This is a genomic window from Bradyrhizobium sp. SZCCHNS3002 (genome assembly GCF_032377435.1).
GTDB lineage: Bacteria > Pseudomonadota > Alphaproteobacteria > Rhizobiales > Xanthobacteraceae > Bradyrhizobium.
In genome coordinates, this window is sequence record NZ_JAUHHY010000012.1 from 186,816 (window position 1) to 210,258 (window position 23,443).

Consider the following 23,443-nt stretch of genomic DNA (forward strand, 5'->3'; position numbering starts at 1 on the left):
CATCTCACATCCTCACGCCGCCTGCCGACGCGGCAAGACACCAATACGGTCTCCCGTCGCATGGTCGAACAGCAGCGCCGCTTCAGGCACGAACCGCACGAACACGTCCTCGTCGGCGCCGGCTTCCAGCGCCTCGGGCGCCAGCGCCGCCAGCCACTCGGATCCGTCAGCAAAGCGCAGCAGCACCACGGCACGCTCATGAATCGGGGTGACGGCGACGGTGCGTGCGGGGATCGCGCCTTCACCGCCATGGCGCGTCACCGCGACATCGTCCGGCCGCACGCCCAGCCAGCAGCGCTCCCGCGCATCCGCCGGCAGATCATCGACGTCGAGCCGGACCTGCGTCCCGGCGATAGCCGCTATCAACCGGCCCTGCTCCACCACCGGCACGACCTCCGAGAGATTGATGCTGGGATCGCCGAACAGCCGCGCCACCGCAACCGACGCCGGCCGCGCATAGATCTCCTCCGGACGCGCCACCTGCACCAGGCGGCCATTGATCAGCACGGCAATGCGATCGGCGATCGCCATCGCCTCGCGATAATCCTGCGTCACATAAAGCACCGCCGCAGAGCTCCGGCGCAGCAGGCTCGGCAGCTCCAGCCGCATCTCGTAGCGCAGCTTGGCATCGACGTTGCGCAAGGGATCGTCGAGCAGCAGCACCTCAGGATTGCCGATCAGAGCGCGCGCCAGCGCGGTGCGCTGCTTCTGGCCGTTCGACAGTTCACGAGGCTTGTGGCCGAGCACGTGCTCGATCTTCAACAGCCGGCTCATCGCCGCAACCTTCGCCGCGACATCGGCTGCGCCCGTCGCCCGCAGGCCGCTGGCGATGTTGTCTCGCGCGCTCATATGCGGAAACAGCGCAAAGTTCTGGAACGCCATGCCGATGCCGCGCTGCTCCGGCGCCGCATCGACGATCGAACGGCCCCCGACCAGGATGTCGCCCGCATCAGGCTCGAACATGCCGGCGATCATGCGCAGCAGCACGGTCTTGCCGCTCCCGGACGGGCCGAACACCGCGACGATCTCGCCGGGCTCGACCGCGAGCGACACGCCCTTGGCGCAGCTTGCGGCGCCGAAGCTCTTGTCGACCGATTGGAGTTCGAGACGCGCCATGTATCCTCAACCCTTCACTGCACCGAGCGAGAGACCTTCGACCAGATAGCGCTGCGCATAGAGCGCGAGCAGCAAGGTCGGCGTCACCGACAGCACGATTGCGGCTGCGATCTGGCCATATTGGATGCCGGACGCCGTCACGAAGGCGAGCGCCCCGACCGTCACCGGCTGCTTGTCGGCGGAGGCCAGGATCAGCGCGAACACGAAATTGTTCCAGCAGAAGATGAAGGACAGCAAGCCCGCCGCCGCGATCCCGGGTCCCGCCAACGGAACGGCAATGCGCGTGAAGGCCTCGCGCCAGGAATGCCCGGCCAGCCGGTAGGCATGCTCGATGTCGGGGCTGATGTCCTCGAAATAGCCGCGCACGATCCACAGGATCAGCGGCAGCGCGATCAGCTGGTAGACCCAGACGATGCCGAAATACGTGTCGTTCAAGCCGAGCTGCTGGTAGTACAGCGACAGCGGCAGCAGCACCAGGAGCGGCGGCGCGAAGCGGAACGACAGCAGCGTGAAGGCGATGGTCTCGCCGAGCCGGAACTTGAACCGCGCGAACGCATAGGCCGCGGGCACGCCGAGCAGCAGCGCCAGGATCACCGAGGCGCTCGACAGGATGAAGCTGTTCATGAGGTTACGCATGAACGAGATCTGCAGATTGCCGGCTGCCGTACGGAGCTGTCCCGAGATCAGCGCCTCGTAATTGGCGAGCGTCGGCTCGAACAGGATGCGCGGCGGGATACGCAGGATCTGCTCGTTGCTCTGGAACGACATCATGAGGATCCAGACGATCGGGAACATGAAGAAGACGAGCACCAGCGAGAGCGCAATGCCGCGGAAGATGCGCCCGGCGAGACTGGAATGATCCATCGGCGGCCTCCTCAGGCGTGACCGTGGGCGCGTTCGCGCAGCCGCAGCCAGTTCTTGATGAAGATGTTCGACAGGATGTTGGTGATCAGCCACAGGATCATCAAAAGCGCCGCCGAGCGTCCGACATTGGTGTACTGGAAAAATTCCAGATAAGCCTGCACCTGGAACACCATCAGCCGGTCGCCGGGGCCGCCCTGCGTCATCGCATAGACGATGTCGAACTGCTGGATGGAGTCGAGCAGCCGGAACAGCGACGCCGTGATGATGTAGGGCGCGAGCATGGGCAGGGTGATGCGGAAGAACACGAAGCTCGCCGGCACGCCGTCGAGCGCCGCCGCCTCGAACGGCTGCCGCGGCAGCGAGCGCAGGCCGGCCAAGAGCAGGATCATGATAAAGGGCGTGTAGACCCAGACGTCGACCAGCACGACGGTGAACAGCGCGGTCGACGGATCGGACGCCCACTTGAAATCGTGCGCGCCGAACAGGCCGACAAGATAGGACAGGATGCCGAAGCTCGGATTGGTCATCAGCTTCCACATCAGCGCGGCGATCGCCGGCGCCGTCATCAGCGGCAGCAGCAGCATGATCGAGACGGCGTTGTGGAAGCGCGTCGGCCGCCGCAGCAGGAGCGCGATGCCGAGGCCGAGCAGCAGTTCGGCGATCACGGTCACCGCGGTGTAGACGAGCGAGATCCGCAGCGTGTTCCAGAACGCAGGATCGGACAGGAAGTCGATGTAGTTGTCGACACCGATGAAGCCGCGCAAGTAAGGCAGGTTGAGCCGGTAGCGCTGCAGCGAATAGATCGCCGCGGTCACGAATGGCACCAGGATGGCGATGCAGACCAGCAGCGCCGGCAGGCTCAGCAGATATGGCAGCAGCCGTCCGCGCCATCTCTTCGCGCGGCGCGGCGCCGCGTTGGTTTCGACAAGTTCAGCCATGCTCATGACAGGCGTGATCACACATTCGCGGTGATGGGCCGGTCCGGACGCCCGTGGGGGAGCGGCCGGACCGGCGGGTGGTCGTGGAGAGTCCGCGTCCAGCCTCAGCCGAGGCCGGCCTGCTTCAACTGACGGTTGATGCTCTCGGCCAGCTTGTCGAGGCCCTCGTCGACGCTGATCTCCTTGGCCACCATCTTCTGCAGCGAGGCCGCCCACTCCGTCGTGAGGTCGAAGAACAGCGGCTGCGCCGTGAAGTAGATCTTCGCTCCCGGTGCCGAGAGGTCATGCTGCTCGAGATAGCCGGGATAGGACTTGGCGATGCGGTCGCGGAATTCGCTGTCCTTCCACACAGAGGCGCGGACCGGATTGACGAAGTCCATCTTGCGGGCGCCGAACAGATCATGCTCGACGGAGGCCGCCCACTGCATGAACGTCCAGGCCGCATCCTTCTGCTTGGAGAAGCTCGACATCGCCAGCGACCAGATCCAGACGTTCGGCGTCGGCGCCTTGGCGGCCGGATTGGCTGCAAACGGCGCGTAGCCGAGATTGCCGCGCTCCTTGTTCTCGCCGCCGTTCATGAAGTAGCCGAGAATGTCGGCGTCGAAGATCATGCCGGAGGCGCCGGCGCCCAGATCAGTGCCGACCTGGTACCAGGTGTAGGTCGACCAGTTCTTGGGGCCCGAGCCCTGGATCATCCTGACCCACTTCTCGTGGAAGTCCTTCGAGGCCTTGGTGTTCATCGCGGCCTTGAGCTTGCCGCCCTCCATCACGAAATCCTTCTGGCCGAAATTGGCGTAGGCCGATAGGAAGCCCGGATGGATGGTGGCCCAGGAGCGCGAGCCGCGCACACCGACGCCGTAGGGACCGCCGGCATCCTTGGTGATCTTGGCCGCGACGTCGAGCATCTCGTCGAGGTTCTTCGGCGGCTTGACGCCGACCTTGTCGAATATCTTGCGGTTATAGGTGATGTTGTTGAGCTCGTAGCCCCACGGAATGCACCACTGCTTGGCCTTGCCGGAGCCGAGCTCGGAGCCGGCGACGCCATCCCAGGCCGTCGACGACCGCAGGCCGGGCAGCACGTCGTCCCAGGCGAAGGCCGGATTGGTCTTGGCGGGATCCTTGATGTAGGTGTTGAGGTCCTCGATCCAGCCGGCCGGACCATAGGTCCAGGTCATGTAGGCGCCGGTCATGAAGGCGTCGTACTGGTCGGACTTCGACGACAGCGCCGCCGTCACCTTGTCGAAATAGACGTCCTCCGGGAAGATGTCGTAGGTGACGTTCATGCCGGTGAGGCTCTTGAACGCCTCGATGTCGCCGATCATCGCATCGACGTAAGGATGCTTGTTCAAGAGCAGCTTGACGGTCTTGCCGCTATGCGCCTTCCAATTGAAGTCAGCGGCCATCGCCTTCGACATCGCGGACGCAAAGGCGGCATTGGCGGCGACACCGGCAATGCCGAGCTTGGCGGCACCGTCGAGCAGATCACGCCGGCTGATGCGCTTGCCGGCATAGGACGCAAAGAGATTCTTCTCACGATCGTACATTCAACCCTCCCTTTGTTTTTTGTAGAGACGTGTTCGCGTTACCTGCCCTTCCGACTCTTGTTCTTGGAGTTGCCGGATGTCTTCTCCGGCTTGTCAGTCGCCAATGCCTGAGCGGTCGCCTCGTCGATGATGAGGCCATTCAGGAAGCCGCTGCGCAGCACAGCGCGCAGGGCCGTGATCTTCGCCTCGCCGCCGCCGATGGCGACGATGCGGTGTTTCTTCAGATCGGCAGCGGCCATCGAGGTGGCCCGCGCCGAAAGATCGAGATCGAGCAGCTCGCCCTGGGCGTTGAAGAAATGCCCGAGCAGGTCGGCGCAGGCGCCGGCGCGCTTCAGCTCGACGACCTCGTCCGGCTTGATCATGCCGCTCGACACCAGGAAGCCGTCGGCATGGATCTGGCCGATGCCGACGAACAGCAGCGAAGCCTTCTGCGCGAGAGCAAACACGTCGGCAATGCCGAACTGCTGCATCAGCACGCGGCGGTCGGCGACGGAGTTGGCGAACACGGGCACCGGCAGCAGATAGGCTTCGGCGCCGGTGCGCTCGGCCAGGCGATGGATCACGTCGAACGGATTGGCGGCGAATTTGCGCGTCAGGCCACCGAGCAGCGACACGAACTGCACGTCGCGCGCCGGCGTCTGCGGCAGTTGCGCCACCACGGCCGCGAGCGTGCGGCCGTGGCCGACACCGATGATCTTGTCGTCGCCGCGCTCCAGCACCTGGCGCAGGAAGCTCGCGCCCTCCAGCGCCAGCGCCTTCAGCGGCAGGTCGCCCTCGCCGAGATCCGGCGCGACACGGCAGAAGTCGAGCCCGTAGCGTTCGGCCAGCGCGTTCTCGAGTGCGACGCATTCGGCGACGGGACCCTCGACGAAGACACGGATCATGCCCTCGCGGCTGGCGCGCGCGATCAGGCGATGCGCCTTCGTGCTCTGGATGTTGAGCCGATCGGCGACCTCCGACTGCGTCAGCCCGGCCGCGAAATACAGCCATGCGGCGCGCGTCGCCAGCGAAGCCTCGCCGTCCACCATCGACGCCCTGTCGGAAGCTGTCGTCACGCTTGAATGCCTGCTTGCAAATTTCTTCACACCTTGCAAAAAATTGCAGACGGCGATCCGGCCGTCAATCCCCCAAACGTGCTGCAGCGCGTCAGGGATGACGCGCCGGGCAAGCACAGGCATGCTCGCCGGCGCACAACGGGATGAGGTCGCATGACGGAGTTGTTTGTCGGCATCGACGTGGGCACGAGCGGTGTGCGCGCCTGCGCCGCCGACGCGAGCGGCGAGATCAAGGGCGCAGCCGCAGTTCCGCTCGCCGCGCCGCGCCAGGACGGCAACGCCGTCGACCAGGATCCCGAGCTGTGGTGGCAGGCGACGGTCGCAGCGCTCGACAAGCTCGGCAGGATCGTCGATCTCGGCGCCATCGCGCGCATCGCGGTCGACGGCACCTCGGGCACCTTGCTGCTGATCGACGCCGACGGACGGCCCCGCTCGCACGGACTGATGTACAACGATGCGCGCGCGGTCGGCGAAGCCAGGCGGATCGCCGCGGTGGCGCCGCCCGAAAGCGGCGCGCATGGCACGAGCAGCCCGCTCGCCAAGCTCATGCATCTGCTCGCCTCCACGACAGGCGCGCGGCACGCCGTGCATCAGGCCGACTGGATCGCCGGACGCCTCGCCGGCCGCCACGGCGTCAGCGACGAGAACAACGCGCTGAAGCTCGGCTATGACCCCGTCAGGCGTGAATGGCCGCGCTGGATCGATCGCCTCGGCGTTCCCCATGACGTCCTGCCGAGCATTCTGGCGCCGGGCACGCCGTTCGCCGAGGTCGATCCGTCGACCGCACGCGCGCTCGGTCTGTCGCCGTCGGCGCGCATCGTCGCCGGCACGACCGACGGCGTCGCCGCCTTCATCGCCACCGGCGCCGCGACGCCGGGCGATGCGGTGACGTCGCTCGGCACCACGCTGGTGGTGAAGCTGGTCGCGACGCAGCCGATCTTCGCCGCCGGTCAGGGCGTCTACTCGCACCGGCTCGGTGACAAATGGCTCGCCGGCGGCGCATCGAACTCCGGGGGCGCCGCGCTGCTCGCGCATTTCACCGCCGCCGACATGGACCGCATGACCCCGCTGCTGCGCCCGGACAAGCCCACCGGGCTCGACTACTATCCGCTGCCCAAACCCGGCGAGCGCTTCCCCATCGCCGACCCCGCCCTCGCACCAAAGATCACGCCGCGCCCGGCCGAGGATCACCGCTTCTTCCAGGCGCTGCTCGAAGGCATCGCAAGCGTCGAGGCGATGGCCTATCAGCGTCTCCAGGCGCTCGGCGCGCCGGCGCTGCGGCGCGTGATCAGCATCGGCGGTGGCGCCCGGAACGACGCCTGGACCGATATCCGCCGGCGCATCATTGGCGTGCCCGTCAGCGTCGCCGCGCAGACCGAAGCGAGCTACGGCGCGGCGCTGCTGGCGCTGCAGGGACCGCCGCAATGACGGCGGCAGCGTGCGAGATCAGCGGCCTGTCCGCCATCGCCGAGCGGTTCGATCACGTCCTGCTCGATCAATGGGGCACGCTGCATGACGGCCGGACGGTGCTTCCCGCGGCTCACGACTGCGTCCTGCGGCTGCGCGAGGCCGGCAAGCAGATCCTGGTGCTGTCGAACTCCGGCAAGCGCGCGAGCGCCAATGCCGAGCGCCTCGCCCGGCTCGGCCTGCCGCGCTCGGCCTATGACGGCATTCTCACCTCGGGCGAGGTGACCTGGAGCGGACTACGCGACCGGACGCGCGCGCCGTTCACCGATTGCGGCAGCGCCTGCTTCCTGATCACCAGGGGCGGCGACTGCTCGCTGATCGACGGGCTCGATCTCGTCCTCGTGACGGATATGCGGGACGCCGACTTCATCCTGCTCGGCGGCCTCGATGACGACCTCGCCGAGCCGGACCCCTGGCGCGATCGCTTCACCGGAGCGGCGGCGCGCGGCGTGCCGATGATCTGTGCCAATCCCGACCTGATGATGTTCGGTGCGGCCGGCCTCGTGCCTGCCCCCGGCACGCTCGCGCGCGCCTATGAGTGGCTCGGCGGTCCGGTGAGCTTCGTCGGCAAGCCATACCAACCGATCTTCGCGGCCGCGCTGGAGCAGCTCGGCGATCCGGATCCGCACCGCGTGCTGATGATCGGCGACTCGCTCGACCATGACGTCGCCGGCGCCCGCGCCGCAGGCCTGCAGAGCCTGCTGCTCGGCGATGGCGTGCATCGCACGACCTTGGCCGGCGCGCCCGACCTGGCTGCGGCAACGCGCAAGCTCGCAGCTTCGCCCGGCCGCATGCCGAACTGGACGATGCAGCACCTTTCTTGGTGAGAAGGAGATGCGAAATGCGCGAGCCAGCCGAGCTTCAGGAGTTGCGCCGGATGTCGGCGCGGGTCGGCCGCAACATCGAGCTGGTGCAAGGCGCCGGCGGCAACTCCTCGCTCAAGCAGGATGATGTGCTGTGGGTGAAGGCGTCCGGCACCTGGCTTGCCGATGCCGACGCGAAGGACATCTTCGTGCCTGTGCTCCTGCCGGCGGCGCGCGACGCGCTCGCCGCTGACGACGAGCGCATTCCGCTGGCCGCTCCCGGTCCCCTGCGCGCCTCGATCGAGACCGCGCTGCATGCGCTACTGCCGCACCGGGTCGTGCTGCACGTGCACGCCGTCAACACCATCGCCTGGGCGGCGCGGCGCGATGCGCGCGATGACTTTGCGGCGCGGCTGGACGGGCTCGCCTGGCGCCATCTCGATTACTTTCATCCCGGGCTGCCGCTGGCGCGCGCAGTGAGCGCCATCGTCGCGCGCGACCGCATCGACGTGCTGACCCTCGGCAATCACGGCCTCGTCGTCGGTGCCGAGAGCTGCGATCAGGCCGAGGCGCTGGTCCATGACGTCGAGCACCGGCTGGCGCTGCCGGTACGCCCGGCGCCTGCTGCCGACGCAGCGGCCTTGCGCCGTCTGTGCGCCGGCACCGCCTATCGCCTGCCGCAGGATGCTGGTAGCCACGGCATCGCCACCGATCCGTTCAACCGCGCCATCGCGACCGGCGGCTCATTGTATCCGGACCACGTCGTGTTTCTCGGCCCGGGCCTGCCGACGGTCGAGAGCGCCAGCGACCTCGCCACGCTGCTCGCGCGCGCCGAAGCGAGCCGCCTGCCCGCGCCCGTCGCAGCGCTCGCGCCGGGTCTCGGTGCCATCATCCGCAGCGACGCCAGCCCGGGCGCCGAGGCCATGCTGAGCTGCCTCGCGCTCGTGACCAGCCGCCTGCCGCTATCGGCCGATATCGGCTATCTCTCCTCGCAGCACGAGCAGTTGCTGCTCAACTGGGACGCCGAACGTTACCGCCAGCAACTGACGGCAAGCCGCGGGTAACGACGGGCGATATCGTCTTACGGACTCCGAGATCGCGGCGCGCTTCCTCCTGTATTCTTCACCAGGATTCCCGGACCCGCCTTTGCTCTTGCAGCGACGGCGGACAAGAGCGAGCGAGTGTACCGAGCAAGCCACGACGCATCGACTGGAATCTCGATGTTGCGGCCCGCGTCGAAACAGAGTGGCTTCGGCCACCTTCTCTACGTCAGTTCAACTCCAGATGCCCTTCGGGCCAATCGCGGCCCACCGTCGTGCTCCGCTAAAATTGTTTCCCTCATGACTTCAACGAGATCACCTCTGTCCAGTCCTCTGCCGAAAAATATTCTTCTTTCGCTTTATCAGAATATGTGATTGTCTATACGGGTCCTGCCTCGCTATGAGGGGCGCTTCGCGATCGTCACGACGCGCGGGTGCGGGATGCGGTGGGTGCGTGGGTTCGCAGCGTGACCTGGTCATGCGGACGAAACGAGCCGATGTGCCGGTGAAGTCGTATGGTCCTGGTCTCCCGATGCTGAGACCAAGCGGATGGTGATGATGATCCGTCCGTGACGGGGGCAAACAAGCCCGGTCCCCGGGGAGAGTACGTATAAGCCGCCCAACCATCGCGCGGGGAATGCCGGGATGTCTCGGCTGAACCTGTGGTTCCTGCCGCCTGCATTTTTTTCGCAGGCGGGCCATGGGTGCGGCCAGCGCCCGGCATTCCCCGCGCCCTCTGTTCTCTCGAGGGCGGAACGAACCGAACAGCTCGGACGCGTCGCGCGCCGCGAGGCCGTTGCGCATTGCGCTTGACGCCGCGTGCGGCGAAGCGGCGACCACGGCAGACCTTCGGCACATCCGACCGGTTCCCGGGAGCGAGGAGCAAGTTCCGCTCGATGAGTTCTCCCGGAACAACATGAATTCTCGTTCAGTCAGCAACGTTTTGTCCGCTCGGCACGTTTGATGGACAGCAGCGCCGCTCAAAGCCATTCCGACCCAGGGATCACGTCCATGAACGTCAGCGAATTCGTTTGGCATCGTTTGTCCGAATGGGGCCTTCACCGCGTGTACGGATATCCCGGCGACGGCGTGGGCGGTCTCGACGTCGCGCTCGACAAGGCGCAGGACGTGATGAGCTACGTCCAGGTCCGGCATGAGGAGATGGCCGCGTTCATGGCGTCGGCGCATGCGAAGTTCACCGGGCAGGTCGGGCTCTGCTACGCTACATCGGGCCCCGGTGCGATTCATCTTCTGAACGGGCTCTATGATGCCAAGATGGATCACGTGCCGGTGGTCGCCCTGGTCGGCCAGGCCGCGCGCGCCTCGATCGGGGCGAGCTATCAGCAGGAGGTCGACCTCAAGACGCTGTTCAACGATGTCGCCGACTATGTGGAACAGGCGACCGTGCCGGAGCAGGTCCGCCACCTCGTCGATCGCGCCGTCCGCATCGCCCAGACCCGGCGTGCGGTGACCTGCATCATCCTGCCGAAGGATCTGCAGGAGTTGGACTACGAGGATCCGCCGCTCGCTCACGGCACCACGCATACGGGCCTCGGCTACGCCGGGCCGGCGCAGGTTCCGGACGCATCGCAGCTCCGTGGCGCGGCCGACGTGCTCAACAGCGGCCGCAAGGTCGCGATGCTGGTCGGCGCCGGCGCGCTCGGGGCAACCGATGAGGTGATCGCGGTCGCCGAGCGGCTGCAGGCCGGCGTGGCCAAGGCGCTGCTCGGCAAGGCCGCCCTCCCCGACGATCTTCCGTTCGTCACCGGCTCGATCGGCCTGCTCGGCACCAAGCCGAGCTGGGACATGATGAAGTCGTGCGACACCTTTTTGATGGTCGGGTCGGCGTTTCCCTACAGCGAATTCCTGCCGAAACCCGGTGACGCCCGCGGCGTGCAGATCGACATCGACGGCACACGGTTGAGCCTGCGCTACCCGATGGAGGTCAATCTCGTCGGCGACAGCGCGGCGAGCTTGCGCGCGCTGCTGCCGCTGCTGGAGCAGAAGCCGAAAGACAGCTGGCGCAGCGGGATCGAGGACGGCGTGCGCGACTGGTGGCAGACGCTGGAGCGCCGCGCGATGGACTCCGCCGATCCGCTCAACCCGCAGCGCGTGTTCTGGGAATTGTCGCCGCGTCTGCCCGACAACGCCATCGTCACCGCCGATTCCGGCTCGGCCGCCAACTGGTACGCGCGCGATCTGAAGATGCGGCGCGGCATGAAGGCCTCGCTGTCCGGCGGCCTCGCCTCGCTCGGTGCCGGCACGCCTTACGCGCTCGCCGCCAAGATGGCCTATCCCGAGCGCACGGTGATCGCCTGCATGGGCGACGGCGCGATGCAGATGAACGGCATCAACGTGATGATCACGATCGGCAAATATTGGCGCGAGTGGAGCAATCCCCGCCTCATCGTGCTCGTGCTCAACAATCGCGATCTCAACCAGGTCACCTGGGAGGAGCGCATCCAGCTCGGCTCCGGCAAGACGCTCTCGACCCAGAGCATTCCCGACTTCGCCTATCACCGCTATGCCGAGCTGATCGGCCTCAAGGGAATTTTCGTCGACGATCCCGATCATGTCGGCACCGCCTGGGACGAGGCGCTCTCGGCCGATCGGCCGGTGATCCTGGAGGCCTACACCGACCCCAACGTGCCGCCGCTGCCGCCGCACATCACGCTGAAGGACGCCAAGAACTTCATCAGCATGATCCCGTCTGAGCCGGAGCTCGGCAGCGTCCTCAAGAACAGCGCCAAGGAGCTGGTGACCAGCATCCTGCCGGGGAAAGACTGATGCTCTCCGCCGTCCCGATCGAGCGCCTCCGCGTCGGCGCCTTCGAGATCCCGACCGATCTTCCGGAGGCCGACGGCACCATCAGTTGGACATCGACCACCCTGGTGCTGGTCGAGGCGTCCGCGAGGGGCAGGACCGGCACCGGCTACACCTATGCGCATGCGTGCATCGGCCGCCTGATCTCGGACATGCTGGCGCCGCTTGTCGAGGGGGCCGACGCCCTCGCGCCCGAGCGCATCTGGGCGGGAATGCAGCGGGCAGTCCGCAATCTCGGCCGGCAGGGTCTCGCCGCGACCGCGATCTCGGCGATCGATATCGCACTTCATGATCTGAAGGCGCGGCTGCTGGATCTGCCGCTGTGCACGCTGCTCGGCGCGGTCCGCGATGGCATCCCGATCTACGGCAGCGGCGGCTTCACCAGCTATTCGGACGACCAGTTGCGCAGGCAGCTCGCCGGCTGGGTTTCGGAACAGGGCTGCGCCTATGTCAAGATGAAGGTGGGCTCGCAGCCCGCGCGCGATCCGCATCGGGTCGAGGTGGCCAGACTTGCGATCGGCGAGCGCGCCGAGCTGTTTGTGGACGCCAACGGGGCCTACACCGCGAAGAAGGCGCTGGGGCTCGCGCAACCCTTCGCCGATCTCGGCGTAACCTGGTTCGAGGAGCCGGTATCGTCGGACGATCTGCCCGGCCTGCGCCTGATCCGCGAACATGCGCCCGCCGGCCTCGATGTCGCCGCCGGCGAATATAGCTACACGACCGATCAGGTACGGACGATGCTGCAGGCCGGCGCGGTTGACGTCCAGCAGGCCGACATCACCCGGTGCGGCGGCGTCACCGGCTTTCTGCAGATCGCGGCGCTCTGCGACGCCTTCCATACCGATCTCTCCGGCCATTGCGCGCCGGCCCTGCATCTCCACGCCGCCTGTGCCGCGCCGCGGCTGCGGCACCTGGAATGGTTTCACGACCACGTTCGCATCGAGCACATGCTGTTCGATGGCGCCCCTCGGCCCGACGGCGGCATGATCGCGCCGGACCTGAGCCGTCCCGGACATGGGCTCGACTTCAAACACGCCGACGCAGCGCGCTATGCGGTGAGTGCGGCATGAGCAGCGACAACGATCTTCTGGTCGGAGCCGGCCTCGTCGTATCGGTGCTGGCGGCCGCCGCACTGCTTCCGCGGTCCGCGAAGCGGGACCGTGGTATCGACATCGCGGCGCTGCCGTCGCGGAAATCGCGTCCACGGCCCGGCGCGTCGGTGCGCGCTGCGCGGCGGCTCAACCGCGCCGCGGGCATGCTGGCCGCCTCGGTGCTCGCCGACAGCAGCGTCGAGCACTATCGCGGCTCGTTCAAGAACAAGGCGATGTATACGCCGCTGGTGGTGTCAGCGCTGACCTTGGCGACCAGCGCGCATGGCACCGCGGACATGCGGCCGTTCGCGCACCGGCTGCGCGACGGCGGCTACCTGCTCGCCGCGGCCACCGGGCTGATGGGCACGGGGTTTCATGTCTACAACGTCACGAGGAAGGTCGGCGGCTTCAGCTGGCAGAATTTGTTCTATGGGGCGCCGCTCGGCGCCCCCATCGCGATCCTGCTCTCCGGCCTGCTGGGCTTCTGCTCGGAGCGCGTGCGCGAGACCAGCCGGTCGCGGCGACCGCATGTGTTCGGCCTGCCGGCGGCGCGCACCATCGCCGCGGTCACGGCAGCCGGCCTGCTCGGGACGTCGGGCGAGGCCGGGCTGCTGCACTTCCGCGGCGCGTTTCACGACCCGTTCATGGCGGTGCCCGTCACCCTGCCCCCGCTGGGCGCGGCGATGCTGCTCAACGCCGCCGCGCGCGACCCGGACAAGACCCACGACCGGCGGCATCGCCTCACGCGGGTCTGGATGTGGCTGCTGGCGGCAATGGGTTTTGCCGGCGTCGGCTTCCACGCCTATGGCGTGTCGCGCAACATGGGCGGCTGGCGCAATTGGAGCCAGAACGTCCTCAACGGGCCGCCGCTGCCGGCGCCGCCGAGCTTCACGGGACTCGCGCTCGCCGGCCTCGCCGCGCTCGGACTGATGAGGGAGCATCCCGATGCATGACCGGCCAGTCCATTCGAGGATCCCCAACCGCTATCCGGACTACGACGTGCTCGCAAAGCGCGACGGGCCTTCGTGGAACGACAAGACGCGCGAGGTCGTTGCGCAGCGGCTGGCGATCACCGCGAGGCCGCTGTTCTTCTCGGCGAGCGAATTCCCGGCGGTTGAAGCGATCGCCGCGCGGATCGTTCCCCAGCCCGCGACGCGCCCGGCCATCCCGGTAGCATCGCTGGTCGACCGCAAGCTCCACGCGGGCATCTCCGACGGCTATCGTCCCGCTGGAATGCCGAGGGAGCGCGAGGCGTGGCGGCGGGGCCTGCGCGCGCTCGATGTGGAGGCACGCCACGCGCACGGCCAGAGCTTTGCCTCGCTGGCCGAAGCCGAGCAGGATCAGCTGTTGCGCCGCGCCGAGGGCGGCGAGCTGAAGGCGCCCGACTGGGGTGACATGCGCTGCGTCGACTTCTTCAAGCGACGGCTGCTGCGCGACATCGTGATGGCCTACTACTCGCATCCCGCCGCATGGAGCGAGGTTGGCTGGGGCGGGCCGGCGAGCCCGCGCGGCTACGTCCGTCTCGACGACAACGCGCGCGACCCCTGGGAGGCGGCGGAAGCAACGCCCGGGCACGAGGCCGAAGCCGCAAGGATCAACCGTCATGTCCGATGATCCCCTCCAGGCGCCCCGCGCACGACAGGGCCGTGCGCCGGACGTGTTTCGTCCGGGCGGCTGGGTGCCGATGCGCTGCCATCGCGACGACGAGCCGGTCGATTTCGTCATCGTCGGCACCGGCGCCGGCGGCGGCACCTTGGCCTGCAAGCTCGCCGAATACGGCTTCTCGGTGGTCGCGCTCGATGCCGGCCCGTATTTCCGTCCGCTGGAGGATTTCGCCTCCGACGAGGCCGAGCAGAGCAAGCTGTATTGGACCGACGACCGCCTCGTCGACGGCGCCAATCCGCTGCAGCTCGGCAGCAATAACAGCGGCAAGGCGGTGGGCGGCTCGACCGTCCACTTCGCGATGGTCTCGCTGCGCTTCCGCCCGGAATGGTTCAAGTCCCGCACCCTGCTCGGCTACGGCGCCGACTGGCCGCTCGACTGGCGCGAGATGTGGGCCTACTACACCGAGGTCGAGCAGGCGCTGAAGATCTCAGGCCCGATCACCTATCCCTGGGGGCCGAAGCGGCCGCGCTATCCCTATCGCGCCCATCCGCTCAATGCGGCCGCGCGCGTGCTCGCCCGGGGCTGCGAGGCGCTCGGCATCTCCTGGACCGAGACGCCGCTCGCCACGCTTTCGGCGCCACGCGGCCTCGCCCACCCCTGCGTCTACCGCGGCTTCTGCGTTGCGGGATGTTCGACCAACGCCAAGCAGAGCGCGCTGGTGACCTGGATCCCGCGCGCTCTGGCCGCCGGCGCCGAGATCCGCGACCTCGCGATGGTCGGCCGGATCGAGATCGATGATGGCGGCCTCGTCAGCGGCGTTCACTATCACCGCGAGGGCGGCTGGCACTTCCAGCGAGCGCGCAACGTGGTGGTGGCCGGCTATGCGATCGAGACGCCGCGGCTGCTGTTGAACTCGGCAACCGACCGATATCCGGACGGGCTCGCCAACAGCTCGGGCCTGGTCGGCAAGAACCTGATGACGCAGTCGAACCAGGCGGTGTGGGGCGTGATGGACGACGAGATCCGCTCCTACAAGGGACCGCCATCGCTGGCGATCACCGAGCATTGGAACTACCAGGACAAGGGCAAGGACTTCTTCGGCGGCTACGCCTATATGAGCCAGGGGCCGCTGCCGCAGCTCTGGGCCAATACGCAGGCGCATGCGCGCGGATTGTGGGGCGCGCGGCTGGTCGAGGAGATGACCAGCTACAATCACGTCGCCGGCCTCAAGATCGTCGGCGAGATGCTGCCGCAGGAGCGCAACCGCGTCACCTTGGCCGACGATATCGACCAATATGGCCTGCGCATTCCCCGCGTGACCTACTCCTGGTGCGACAACGACAAGCGCCTGATCGACCACTCGCTGGCCTTCATGACCCGCGCCCTGCAGGCCGCCGGCGCGACGGACATCTGGGCCCAGGAGGACGACACCTGCCATCTCAATGGCACGGCGCGCATGGGCGACGATCCCAGGACCAGCGTCGTCGACGCGGATTGCCGCAGCTGGGACATCCCCAATCTGTGGATCTGCGATGGCTCGGTGTTCCCCACGGTCGGCGGCGTCAACCCGTCCCTGACCATCCAGGCCATCGCCTGCCGTACCGCAGACCGGATTCGTGCGATGGCACGCCGGGGAGAGCTCACGCGCAGGCGAGGCGCACAGACAAAGGTGGCGACCCATGCAACATAAGCTGCTCAACGACGGCGGCGGGCTGCGCACGTTCGCGGTCGTGCTGCAGACCGGCGACGAGGCCATGGAGTGCCTGCGCCGTTTCGCGCGCGAGGCGCGTCTCGAGGCCGCGCAGATCACCGGCATCGGCGCGTTCGAAAAGGTGGTGCTCAGATATTTCGACTGGGGCGACCGCGAATATCTCGACAATCCCGTCGACGAGCAGGTTGAGGTCGCCTCGCTGGTCGGGGACGTCGCGCTGGCGCCCGACGGCGTGCCGTCCGTCCATGTTCATCTGGTCGTCGGCAAGCGCGACGGCTCCGCAATGGCCGGGCATCTCGGATCGGGCCATGTCCGCCCGACGCTCGAGCTCATCATTACCGAAACGCCGGCGCATCTGCGCAAGGCCCACGACCCGGACTCGGGCCTCGCGCTGATCCGGCTGGATGCAGGATAGGGCGCGGTCGGGCGTTCCCGGTTGCCTTCGGACGCGGCTCAGCCGCCACGACAATCCGGCCGCCTATTTTGCCCGATTGAACTGGTAGGAGCCCTGGAGGAAGACGCCATAACGCTCCGTCGTATATCTCAGGACCTGATTGAACGAATCGACGGCATTGGTGCTGAGATGCCACCACCGTCCACCGATGCCGATGCGGAAATTGTCGGTCAGCTGGTAGTTCAGCACGGTCTCGGCCTGGAAGCCGGTTCCTTGCCCCGAGGCAGGATCGCGCCCGAACGTGAAATAGTGTGTATCGATCGCATTCTGCGAGGTCCAGACATAGGCGGCCTCCGCCTGCCAGCTCAGCCGGTCCGACAGCCGCGTGTCGAGGGAGACACCGGCCCGTCCGCTATGCCAGCGATCCTGCTCGGTCACCACCTTGACGCCAGGCCCCAGCGCAGGAGCGCAGATCGTCGGATTGCCGCCCACCTGGGTGCAGCCGCGAGCATCCACCGTCTCCGTCCAATATTGATAGCCGACGAAGGCGCCGAGCCGGAAGCGTTCGGTCTCCAGCAGGTTGAAACCGACATCGAGATTTGCATATTGCAGCCCCCCGCCCACGCTGCTGACGGTCTTGGACGACGGATTGACGAACGGAGCGAAGTCCTCGTCGACGAGCGTACCCGAGCTGATCTTGCCCGCCCCTATATAGCCCTTCAGAAACATGTTGGTGAACGGACCGTCGAGCGCATCGATCCTGAAGAACATCTCGCCGCTGTGCCCGGTCATACCGCCATAGGCGAGCCGGGAGACCTGAAGCGTCGCAGCCTGATCGGCGAAATAGCGGTAGCGATTCTGCCCGGAGCTGAACCAGTAGCGCACACCGGTCTCCAGCATGTAGGACGGCAGGATCGACGCGCGCGATTGCAGCGGCATGTCGCCCGAGCCTGCCCCCTGCCCGCCCTGCAACGCTGCAGGCCTGGCCCAGGCGCAACTGACGATCGAGGCGTTGCACTTCGTGACACCGTCGGCGTTGAAATCGCGCCGCAACGTGACCGTCGCGAACAGGTCCTTGGTCGTCGTCTTGACGTTGGCGAGCGTGCTGTCGACGAACCGATAGCCGATCTCCGTTTCCAGGCTGATCTCCTTCGACCAGAGATAGCTGACCAGCAGCGACGGCAGAACCGTGTACTCCTTCAGGTCGGTCCGGGTCCCGGACCTGTACCCCGCCCGCAGCCGCGGGCTGATGGCGAGATCGGGCGTGATCGGATAGCGCGTGGCAAGATCGAGAACGTAGAACTTGGAGTCCGCCAGGCTCGCGTAGCGCAGCGCACCCATGAACAGATCGCCCGGCTTGATGATGCCGTTCCCGGTCAGCTGGGCCGACAGATAATATTCGAGGCCGCTCGCCGGCGTGCCGTCGACGCCGCCGGACGGCAGCGTGCCGGTCAGGTTGGTCACCGTGGCATCGGCAGCAACCTGCCAAGTCTCATTCAATGGCCGCGAGTAGCTCACCATCGCCGACTGGAACGTCGGCGTCCGGTCGATCGCGAGCTGCCTGATCTCGCCCGCGGTATTGAACTTCATCATGTCGTAGAGGGTGAGGAAGGGCTGCCCCTGCAGCGCATTCCAGGTCGAGAGAAATGGCACTCTTCGATAATCGAACGAGGCGTTGACCACCGACTTGTCCTCGAACGTATACGTTCCCGAGAACACGGCGGCATTGAGCGCGCGGAAATGCGTGTCGTAGTCGATCAGGCCGAGCAGCGACTTGTTGGCGTCGAAATAGCGGAATTCGGCGCCGATGGCCTGGCGGTCGACGATGTTGCGGTCGTATTGCGTGATCAGGTAGACCGTGGTCTCGAGGCCACCCAGGATCTTGCCGAAGTCGATGCTTGCGCCATAGAGCGTCTTGCCATCCTTGAACGGTGCGTCGAAGCGGCTCCAGTTCGGCGAGCCCGCGAGCACGTTCAAGCGCAGCCCCGGGCTCTTCTGCCAGCTCAGCACCGCGCCGTCGAAGCGGCCGATCACGCCGCCGGTGTTGCGGGATTGCCGTCCGACGCGCAGCGTCACGTCGGCCTCCTTCAGCGTGTAATCGACCTGCGCGGTCGAGACGCCGTATTTGTCGTTCCCGGTATCGAACTGGCGCTCATGGGTGAACGCCAGCCTGAACTTGGTCCTGATGCGGTCGTTGTCGGCGGTACCGAGAAAGTCAAAATTGGTCAGCAGCGTGTTCTGATGCACCCGGTGCGCGTCGGGATCCGCATTCGGGTTCGGCGCAATCGCCCTGTCCTTGACGGCGCTGGTCGTGTCGTTGGTGATGAAGGTGGTCGAGAGGCTGCCCGACATCGACCAGCGGGTGTCCCCGTTCGGCCCTGCCGCCTTGGTCGACATGCCTGCCCCCATGTCTCCGCCTTCGGGCGTGACAGCAGACATGTCGCGCGGCCGCGCCGGCGCGCTGCTGGTCGCGGTGAGAAGCGCGGCAAGCCGCTGCCTCACCCGCTCGGCGCCCTCGCCGCTCGGATAGCGGCGCAGATAGTCTTCATATTCCGCCTGCGCGGCAGCGGTCTGGCCGGCCTTCTGCCGCGCCACGCCGAGCAGCTCCTGCGCCTCGGCGCTCGAGCCGTTCTCGGGGAGTTTCAGCACCTTTCGCAGGAGATCGATCGCAGCGCTGAAATTGCCTTTCTTGATCGACGCGCGCGCCTCGTCCATCGAGGCCTCCGCAAACCGGATGTCCGCCGCGGACGCCTGCTGCGTCGTGCGATTGTCGTTGCGGACCGACGCCGCCGCACCGGGGACCGCAACCGGTTTCGGCGCATCCGGGGCGGCTACGCTCGGCACCAGGGCCTTCACCTTGCACGCCGACACCGGACCCTTTCGGGCCACCACGATCGCCACCTGCTCGAAGCTGCCGGATTGGACGATCTGATAGGTGAACTCGCTGGCAAACTGGACGACGAGGATCGGTCCCCTGTTCTGATCGAGCGTCAGATAGACGTCCTGGAGGCCGGAGCCCTGGGCATTGTCGACACGCACGCCTTCGCGCCTGACCAGGCGCCGCGCCATGATGGCGTCCCGGTCGACCAATTGCAGCGAGACGCTGAGCTGGCTGCCTTGGTCGAGCGGGAAATGCCCGGTGTAGCGGACACGAACGTGAAAATTGACCCGCAGAAGGCTGCAGTTTCCGATCGTCGTGGCATTTGCATTGGCGACGAACTGATCGATGACCGGCTGGGCCGGTGCAACGCCAAAGACCCCGTCGAGCAGGATTGCGAGCAAGCCGGCCAGCAGACCGATCAGCCATCCCGCCGACCTCGCTGCCGCGGCTTGTCTGAAGCAGCCGTGCATCACCAGCCACCTCCATTGACCCGGTGCTGCCGCTGGCGGCGGGTGACGATGGTGGTCTGCGACTTGTCAGCATAGATATGGCATGCGCCTGTGCAGTCCTTGAGCTCGGCGACGGTGTAGTCCATCGGCGCCGGCTTCACGAGCTTGGCGTGCTGCTGCGGGCGGAAATCACTGGCGTGGCAGGCGGCGCAGTCGGGCTTGTAGGCCGCGAACTTGAACAGAACGGCCTGCGAGTTGCCGCTGTGGCAGGCGGTGCAGCCGATGGCCGCGCTATGGTTCGGATAGCTCGCCGACATATGCCGGTAATTGACCGAGCTCCAGCTCACCGTCCGGTGGCAGCTCTCGCAGGGGACGTTGGTCACGAAGTGCTTCGGCGACTTTCCTGTGGCGTTGGAGCCGTTGTGACAGCTGGCGCACGGCGCAGTCAGGCTGGTGTGATCCATCCGCGCGCCCGAGAACGACACGGTATTCTTGTGGCAGCTTTCGCATGGCGCGCTGGTGACCACGTGCTTCTGGGGCTTGCCGCTCGCGGCCATGCCGTTGTGGCAGCTCGCACAGGCCGCCATCGTGCCGGTGTGGCTGAAGCGGGCGCCGCTGAACGTCGTCGTGCTCTTGTGGCAGGTCTCGCACGGCGCATTCGTCGTGACGTGCTTCTGCGGCTTGCCCGTCGCGGCCATGCCGTTGTGACAGCTCGCGCAGGCCGCCATCGTGCCGGTGTGGCTGAAGCGGGCGCCGCTGAACGTCGTCGTGCTCTTGTGGCAGGTCTCACAGGGCGCGCTGGTGACCACGTGCTTCTGCGGCTTGCCGCTCGCGGCCATGCCGTTGTGGCAGCTCGCGCAGGCCGCCGTCGTTCCAGTATGGCTGAACCGGGCGCCGCTGAACGTCGTCGTGCTCTTGTGGCAGGTCTCACAGGGCGCGCTGGTGACTACGTGCTTCTGCGGCTTGCCGCTCGCGGCCATGCCGTTGTGACAGCTCGCGCAGGCCGCCGTCGTTCCAGTATGGCTGAACCGGGCGCCGCTGAACGTCGTCGTGCTCTTGTGACAGGTCTCACACGGCGCAGCGGTTGCGACGTGCTTCGGCGGTTTGCCAGGCGCGGTCATTCCGTTATGGCAGGATGCGCATGGCCCTTGCGCCGTCATGTGATTGAATCTGGAACCGGCCTCCGTGGTGCTCGATCCGGCAAGCCCTGCCCTCGGATTGAACGTCGGCAGCAGCGACGGAAGCCGACCGGCATTCTTCGCTTCCGGCGAGTCGCTGCCCGTATCGGTTGGAGGCAAGAGCCTGCCGCGGGGATCATTCGGCGAGAGCGGCGATGTCGCGGATGTCATCCGGGGCGGCGTGCCCAACAGCTGCGGCACGGACGCCGCCGCGCCGCCAGCTTTGGCCGAACTGTCGGGCTTGGAGGAACCGGACGAACCGGCGGAGGCCCCTGCTTCGGACCCCGCTGTCGGGGCCGTCGACGGCGCAGCCGTGTTCGCCAGCGGCTTGCTGCTGAACAGGAGCGTCGAACTGGATGGCGCGGCAGGCTTGGCGGCAGCGCCGGCCTGAGATGCAGCCGGTGCAGCGCTCGTACCGGGTGCTGCATCGGGATTCGGTGCTGCCGTCATCGTCCGGTTGGCGGTCGAGGCCGGCGTCACCGCCTTGACGGCCGGCGCCTGAGCCGGAACAACCGACCGCGCCGTCGTGGAGCAGCCTGCTGCCGGCTTCTGCGGGTCGTCGTCCCAGGTGGAAAAGTTGGCGGCGGCGCGCACGTGGCAGCAGCCGCAATCCTGCGACTTCGCGCTATGATCCGGCCCCTGCGCACCCCTGCGGCCCTGGCTGCGATACGAGCCGTTGTGACAGCTGTCGCAGCGCGTGGCATGCACGGCAGCATGGCTCATGGTGTAGGTCGCGAAGCTCGCCGCGGTGTTGCTGTGGCAGTTCGAGCACTGCACGCCCGTCACCGGAATATGCGGCGGGGTGGTCAGGCCTTTCGCGCTCGAACCATTGTGGCAGGCTGAGCAATTGGTGTTGGCCGCGGAGTGGGTGAACGCCGCGCCGCCCCAGCTCACATATCCGCCGCTGGCGGCCTTGCTGTGACAACTGACGCAGTCGGCGCCGCCGGTGGCGACGTGGTTCGGATACGACGCCGTACCCATGGCTCCCTTGGTGCCCTGGCCGGTGAAGCTGCCGTTGTGACAGCTGTCGCAGCGTGCCGTCGCCACTGCGGCGTGGTTCATGGTGTAGGTGGCAAAGCTCGCCGCGGTGTTGGTGTGACAGTTGGAGCATTGCAGCGTCCCGGTCGGGATGTGCGGCGGCGTGGTCATGCCCTGCGCCGTCTTGCCGTTGTGACAGGTCGCGCAGTTGGTGTCGGTGGCCTTGTGAGCAAACGCCGCGCCGCCCCAGCTGGTGAAGCCGCCCGAGGCCGCCTTAGCATGGCAACTGACGCAATCCGCCCCGCCAGTGGCAACGTGGTTCGGATACGACGCGGTTCCGATTGCGCCCTTGGTACCCTGGCCGGTGTAGCTGCCGTTGTGACAGCTATCGCAGCGCGCGGTCGCGACCGCGGCGTGGTTCATGGTGTAGGTCGTGAAGCTCGCGGCGGTGTTGCTGTGGCAGTTGGAGCATTGCAGCGTGCCGGTCGGGATGTGCGGCGGCGTGGTCATGCCCTGCGCGGTCTTGCCGTTGTGGCAGGTCGCGCAGCTGGTGTCAGTCGCGGCATGCTTGAACGCCGCACCGCCCCAGCTGGTGAAGCCGCCGCTCGCCGCCTTGGCGTGACAACTGACGCAGTCGGCTCCGCCGGTAGCGACGTGGTTCGGGTACGAAGCGGTGCCAAGCGCCCCCTTGGTGCCTTGGCCGGTGTAGGAGCCGTTGTGGCAGCTATCGCAGCGCGCGGTCGCCACCGCGGCGTGGTTCATGGTGTAGGTGGCAAAGCTCGCCGCGGTGTTGCTGTGGCAGTTCGAGCACTGCAGCGTCCCGGTCGGGATATGTGGCGGCGTGGTCATGCCCAACGCCGTCTTGCCGTTGTGGCAGGTGGAGCAATTGGTGTCGGTGGCCTTGTGAGCAAACGCCGCGCCGCCCCAACTGGTGAAGCCGCCCGAGGCCGCCTTGGCATGGCAACTGACGCAGTCCGCCCCGCCGGTGGCGACGTGGTTCGGATATGACGCCGTGCCCAGCGCCCCCTTGGTGCCCTGGCCGGTGTAGTTGCCGTTGTGACAGCTGTCGCAGCGCGCCGTCGCGACCGCGGCGTGGTTCATGGTGTAGGTGGCAAAGCTCGCCGCGGTGCTGCTGTGGCAGTTCGAGCATTGCAGCGTCCCGGTCGGGATGTGCGGCGGCGTGGTCATGCCCTGCGCCGTCTTGCCGTTGTGACAGGTCGCGCAGTTGGTGTCGGTCGCGGCATGCTTGAAGGCCGCACCGCCCCAGCTGGTGAAGCCGCCCGAGGCCGCCTTGGCGTGGCAGCTGACGCAGTCGGCGCCGCCGGTGGCGACGTGGTTCGGGTACGACGCGGTGCCGAGCGCCCCCTTGGTGCCCTGGCCGGTGTAGTTGCCGTTGTGACAGCTATCGCAGCGCGCCGTCGCCACCGCCGCGTGGTTCATGGTGTAGGTGGCAAAGCTCGCCGCGGTGTTGCTGTGGCAGTTCGAGCACTGCAGCGTGCCGGTCGG

General features: G+C 67.0%; 16 protein-coding genes. 9 read left to right on the top strand and 7 right to left on the bottom strand.

Annotated elements, in window-relative coordinates:
* Window positions 1-12: 12 nt before the first annotated feature.
* From QW845_RS24890 to QW845_RS24910, 5 genes are all read right to left on the bottom strand, one after another.
* Entirely contained in the window at window positions 13-1,116 is a 1,104-nt protein-coding gene (locus QW845_RS24890) for an ABC transporter ATP-binding protein (RefSeq protein WP_315804163.1), read from the bottom strand.
* Window positions 1,117-1,122: 6 nt separating this feature from the next.
* The gene (locus tag QW845_RS24895; protein WP_315804164.1) at window positions 1,123-1,980 is read right to left on the bottom strand and encodes a carbohydrate ABC transporter permease; all 858 of its coding nucleotides are present in this window, start codon (window positions 1,978-1,980) and stop codon (window positions 1,123-1,125) included.
* A gap of 11 nt (window positions 1,981-1,991) precedes the next feature.
* Window positions 1,992-2,918 carry a sugar ABC transporter permease gene (locus QW845_RS24900; protein ID WP_315804165.1) on the bottom strand — a complete coding sequence of 309 codons (927 nt, stop codon included), beginning with the start codon at window positions 2,916-2,918 and terminating at the stop codon, window positions 1,992-1,994.
* Between the two features lie 104 nt (window positions 2,919-3,022).
* A complete protein-coding gene (locus tag QW845_RS24905; protein ID WP_315804166.1) occupies window positions 3,023-4,462 on the bottom strand; it encodes an extracellular solute-binding protein in 1,440 nt (479 codons plus the stop codon).
* Between the two features lie 38 nt (window positions 4,463-4,500).
* The gene (locus tag QW845_RS24910) at window positions 4,501-5,490 is read right to left on the bottom strand and encodes a sugar-binding transcriptional regulator (protein ID WP_315804181.1); all 990 of its coding nucleotides are present in this window, start codon (window positions 5,488-5,490) and stop codon (window positions 4,501-4,503) included.
* 180 nt (window positions 5,491-5,670) lie between these two features.
* On the opposite strand from QW845_RS24910, the gene QW845_RS24915 reads away from it, so the two are divergent.
* The 9 genes from QW845_RS24915 (at window position 5,671) to QW845_RS24955 (ending at window position 16,472) form a co-directional block, all read left to right on the top strand.
* Window positions 5,671-6,945, top strand: coding sequence for an FGGY-family carbohydrate kinase (locus QW845_RS24915; RefSeq protein ID WP_315804167.1), 1,275 nt, complete (start codon window positions 5,671-5,673; stop codon window positions 6,943-6,945).
* Window positions 6,942-7,811 carry a TIGR01459 family HAD-type hydrolase gene (locus QW845_RS24920; RefSeq protein ID WP_315804168.1) on the top strand — a complete coding sequence of 290 codons (870 nt, stop codon included), beginning with the start codon at window positions 6,942-6,944 and terminating at the stop codon, window positions 7,809-7,811. Before QW845_RS24915 ends, QW845_RS24920 begins: the two co-directional genes overlap by 4 nt.
* A gap of 14 nt (window positions 7,812-7,825) precedes the next feature.
* The gene (locus tag QW845_RS24925; protein ID WP_315804169.1) at window positions 7,826-8,851 is read left to right on the top strand and encodes a class II aldolase/adducin family protein; all 1,026 of its coding nucleotides are present in this window, start codon (window positions 7,826-7,828) and stop codon (window positions 8,849-8,851) included.
* Window positions 8,852-9,838: 987 nt separating this feature from the next.
* Window positions 9,839-11,614, top strand: coding sequence for a thiamine pyrophosphate-requiring protein (locus tag QW845_RS24930; RefSeq protein WP_315804170.1), 1,776 nt, complete (start codon window positions 9,839-9,841; stop codon window positions 11,612-11,614).
* Window positions 11,614-12,720 carry an enolase C-terminal domain-like protein gene (locus tag QW845_RS24935; RefSeq protein WP_315804171.1) on the top strand — a complete coding sequence of 369 codons (1,107 nt, stop codon included), beginning with the start codon at window positions 11,614-11,616 and terminating at the stop codon, window positions 12,718-12,720. The genes QW845_RS24930 and QW845_RS24935 overlap by 1 nt, the downstream gene beginning before the upstream one ends.
* Complete coding sequence (locus tag QW845_RS24940) at window positions 12,717-13,694, top strand: hypothetical protein (protein WP_315804172.1); 978 nt, start codon at window positions 12,717-12,719, stop codon at window positions 13,692-13,694. The genes QW845_RS24935 and QW845_RS24940 overlap by 4 nt, the downstream gene beginning before the upstream one ends.
* The gene (locus QW845_RS24945) at window positions 13,687-14,355 is read left to right on the top strand and encodes a gluconate 2-dehydrogenase subunit 3 family protein (RefSeq protein ID WP_315804173.1); all 669 of its coding nucleotides are present in this window, start codon (window positions 13,687-13,689) and stop codon (window positions 14,353-14,355) included. The genes QW845_RS24940 and QW845_RS24945 overlap by 8 nt, the downstream gene beginning before the upstream one ends.
* Entirely contained in the window at window positions 14,345-16,036 is a 1,692-nt protein-coding gene (locus tag QW845_RS24950; RefSeq protein ID WP_315804174.1) for a GMC family oxidoreductase, read from the top strand. The genes QW845_RS24945 and QW845_RS24950 overlap by 11 nt, the downstream gene beginning before the upstream one ends.
* On the top strand, window positions 16,026-16,472 hold the full coding sequence (locus QW845_RS24955) for a PPC domain-containing DNA-binding protein (protein ID WP_315804175.1): 447 nt from the start codon (window positions 16,026-16,028) through the stop codon (window positions 16,470-16,472). Before QW845_RS24950 ends, QW845_RS24955 begins: the two co-directional genes overlap by 11 nt.
* Window positions 16,473-16,535: 63 nt before the next feature.
* Here QW845_RS24955 and QW845_RS24960 read toward each other — a convergent pair whose 3' ends face one another.
* Window positions 16,536-19,802 (bottom strand): hypothetical protein, encoded by a 3,267-nt coding sequence (locus tag QW845_RS24960; RefSeq protein WP_315804182.1) that lies wholly within the window; start codon window positions 19,800-19,802, stop codon window positions 16,536-16,538.
* On the bottom strand, window positions 19,802-23,443 hold a 3,642-nt coding region (locus tag QW845_RS24965), incomplete at its 5' end, for a cytochrome c3 family protein (protein WP_315804176.1). The genes QW845_RS24965 and QW845_RS24960, both read right to left, overlap by 1 nt.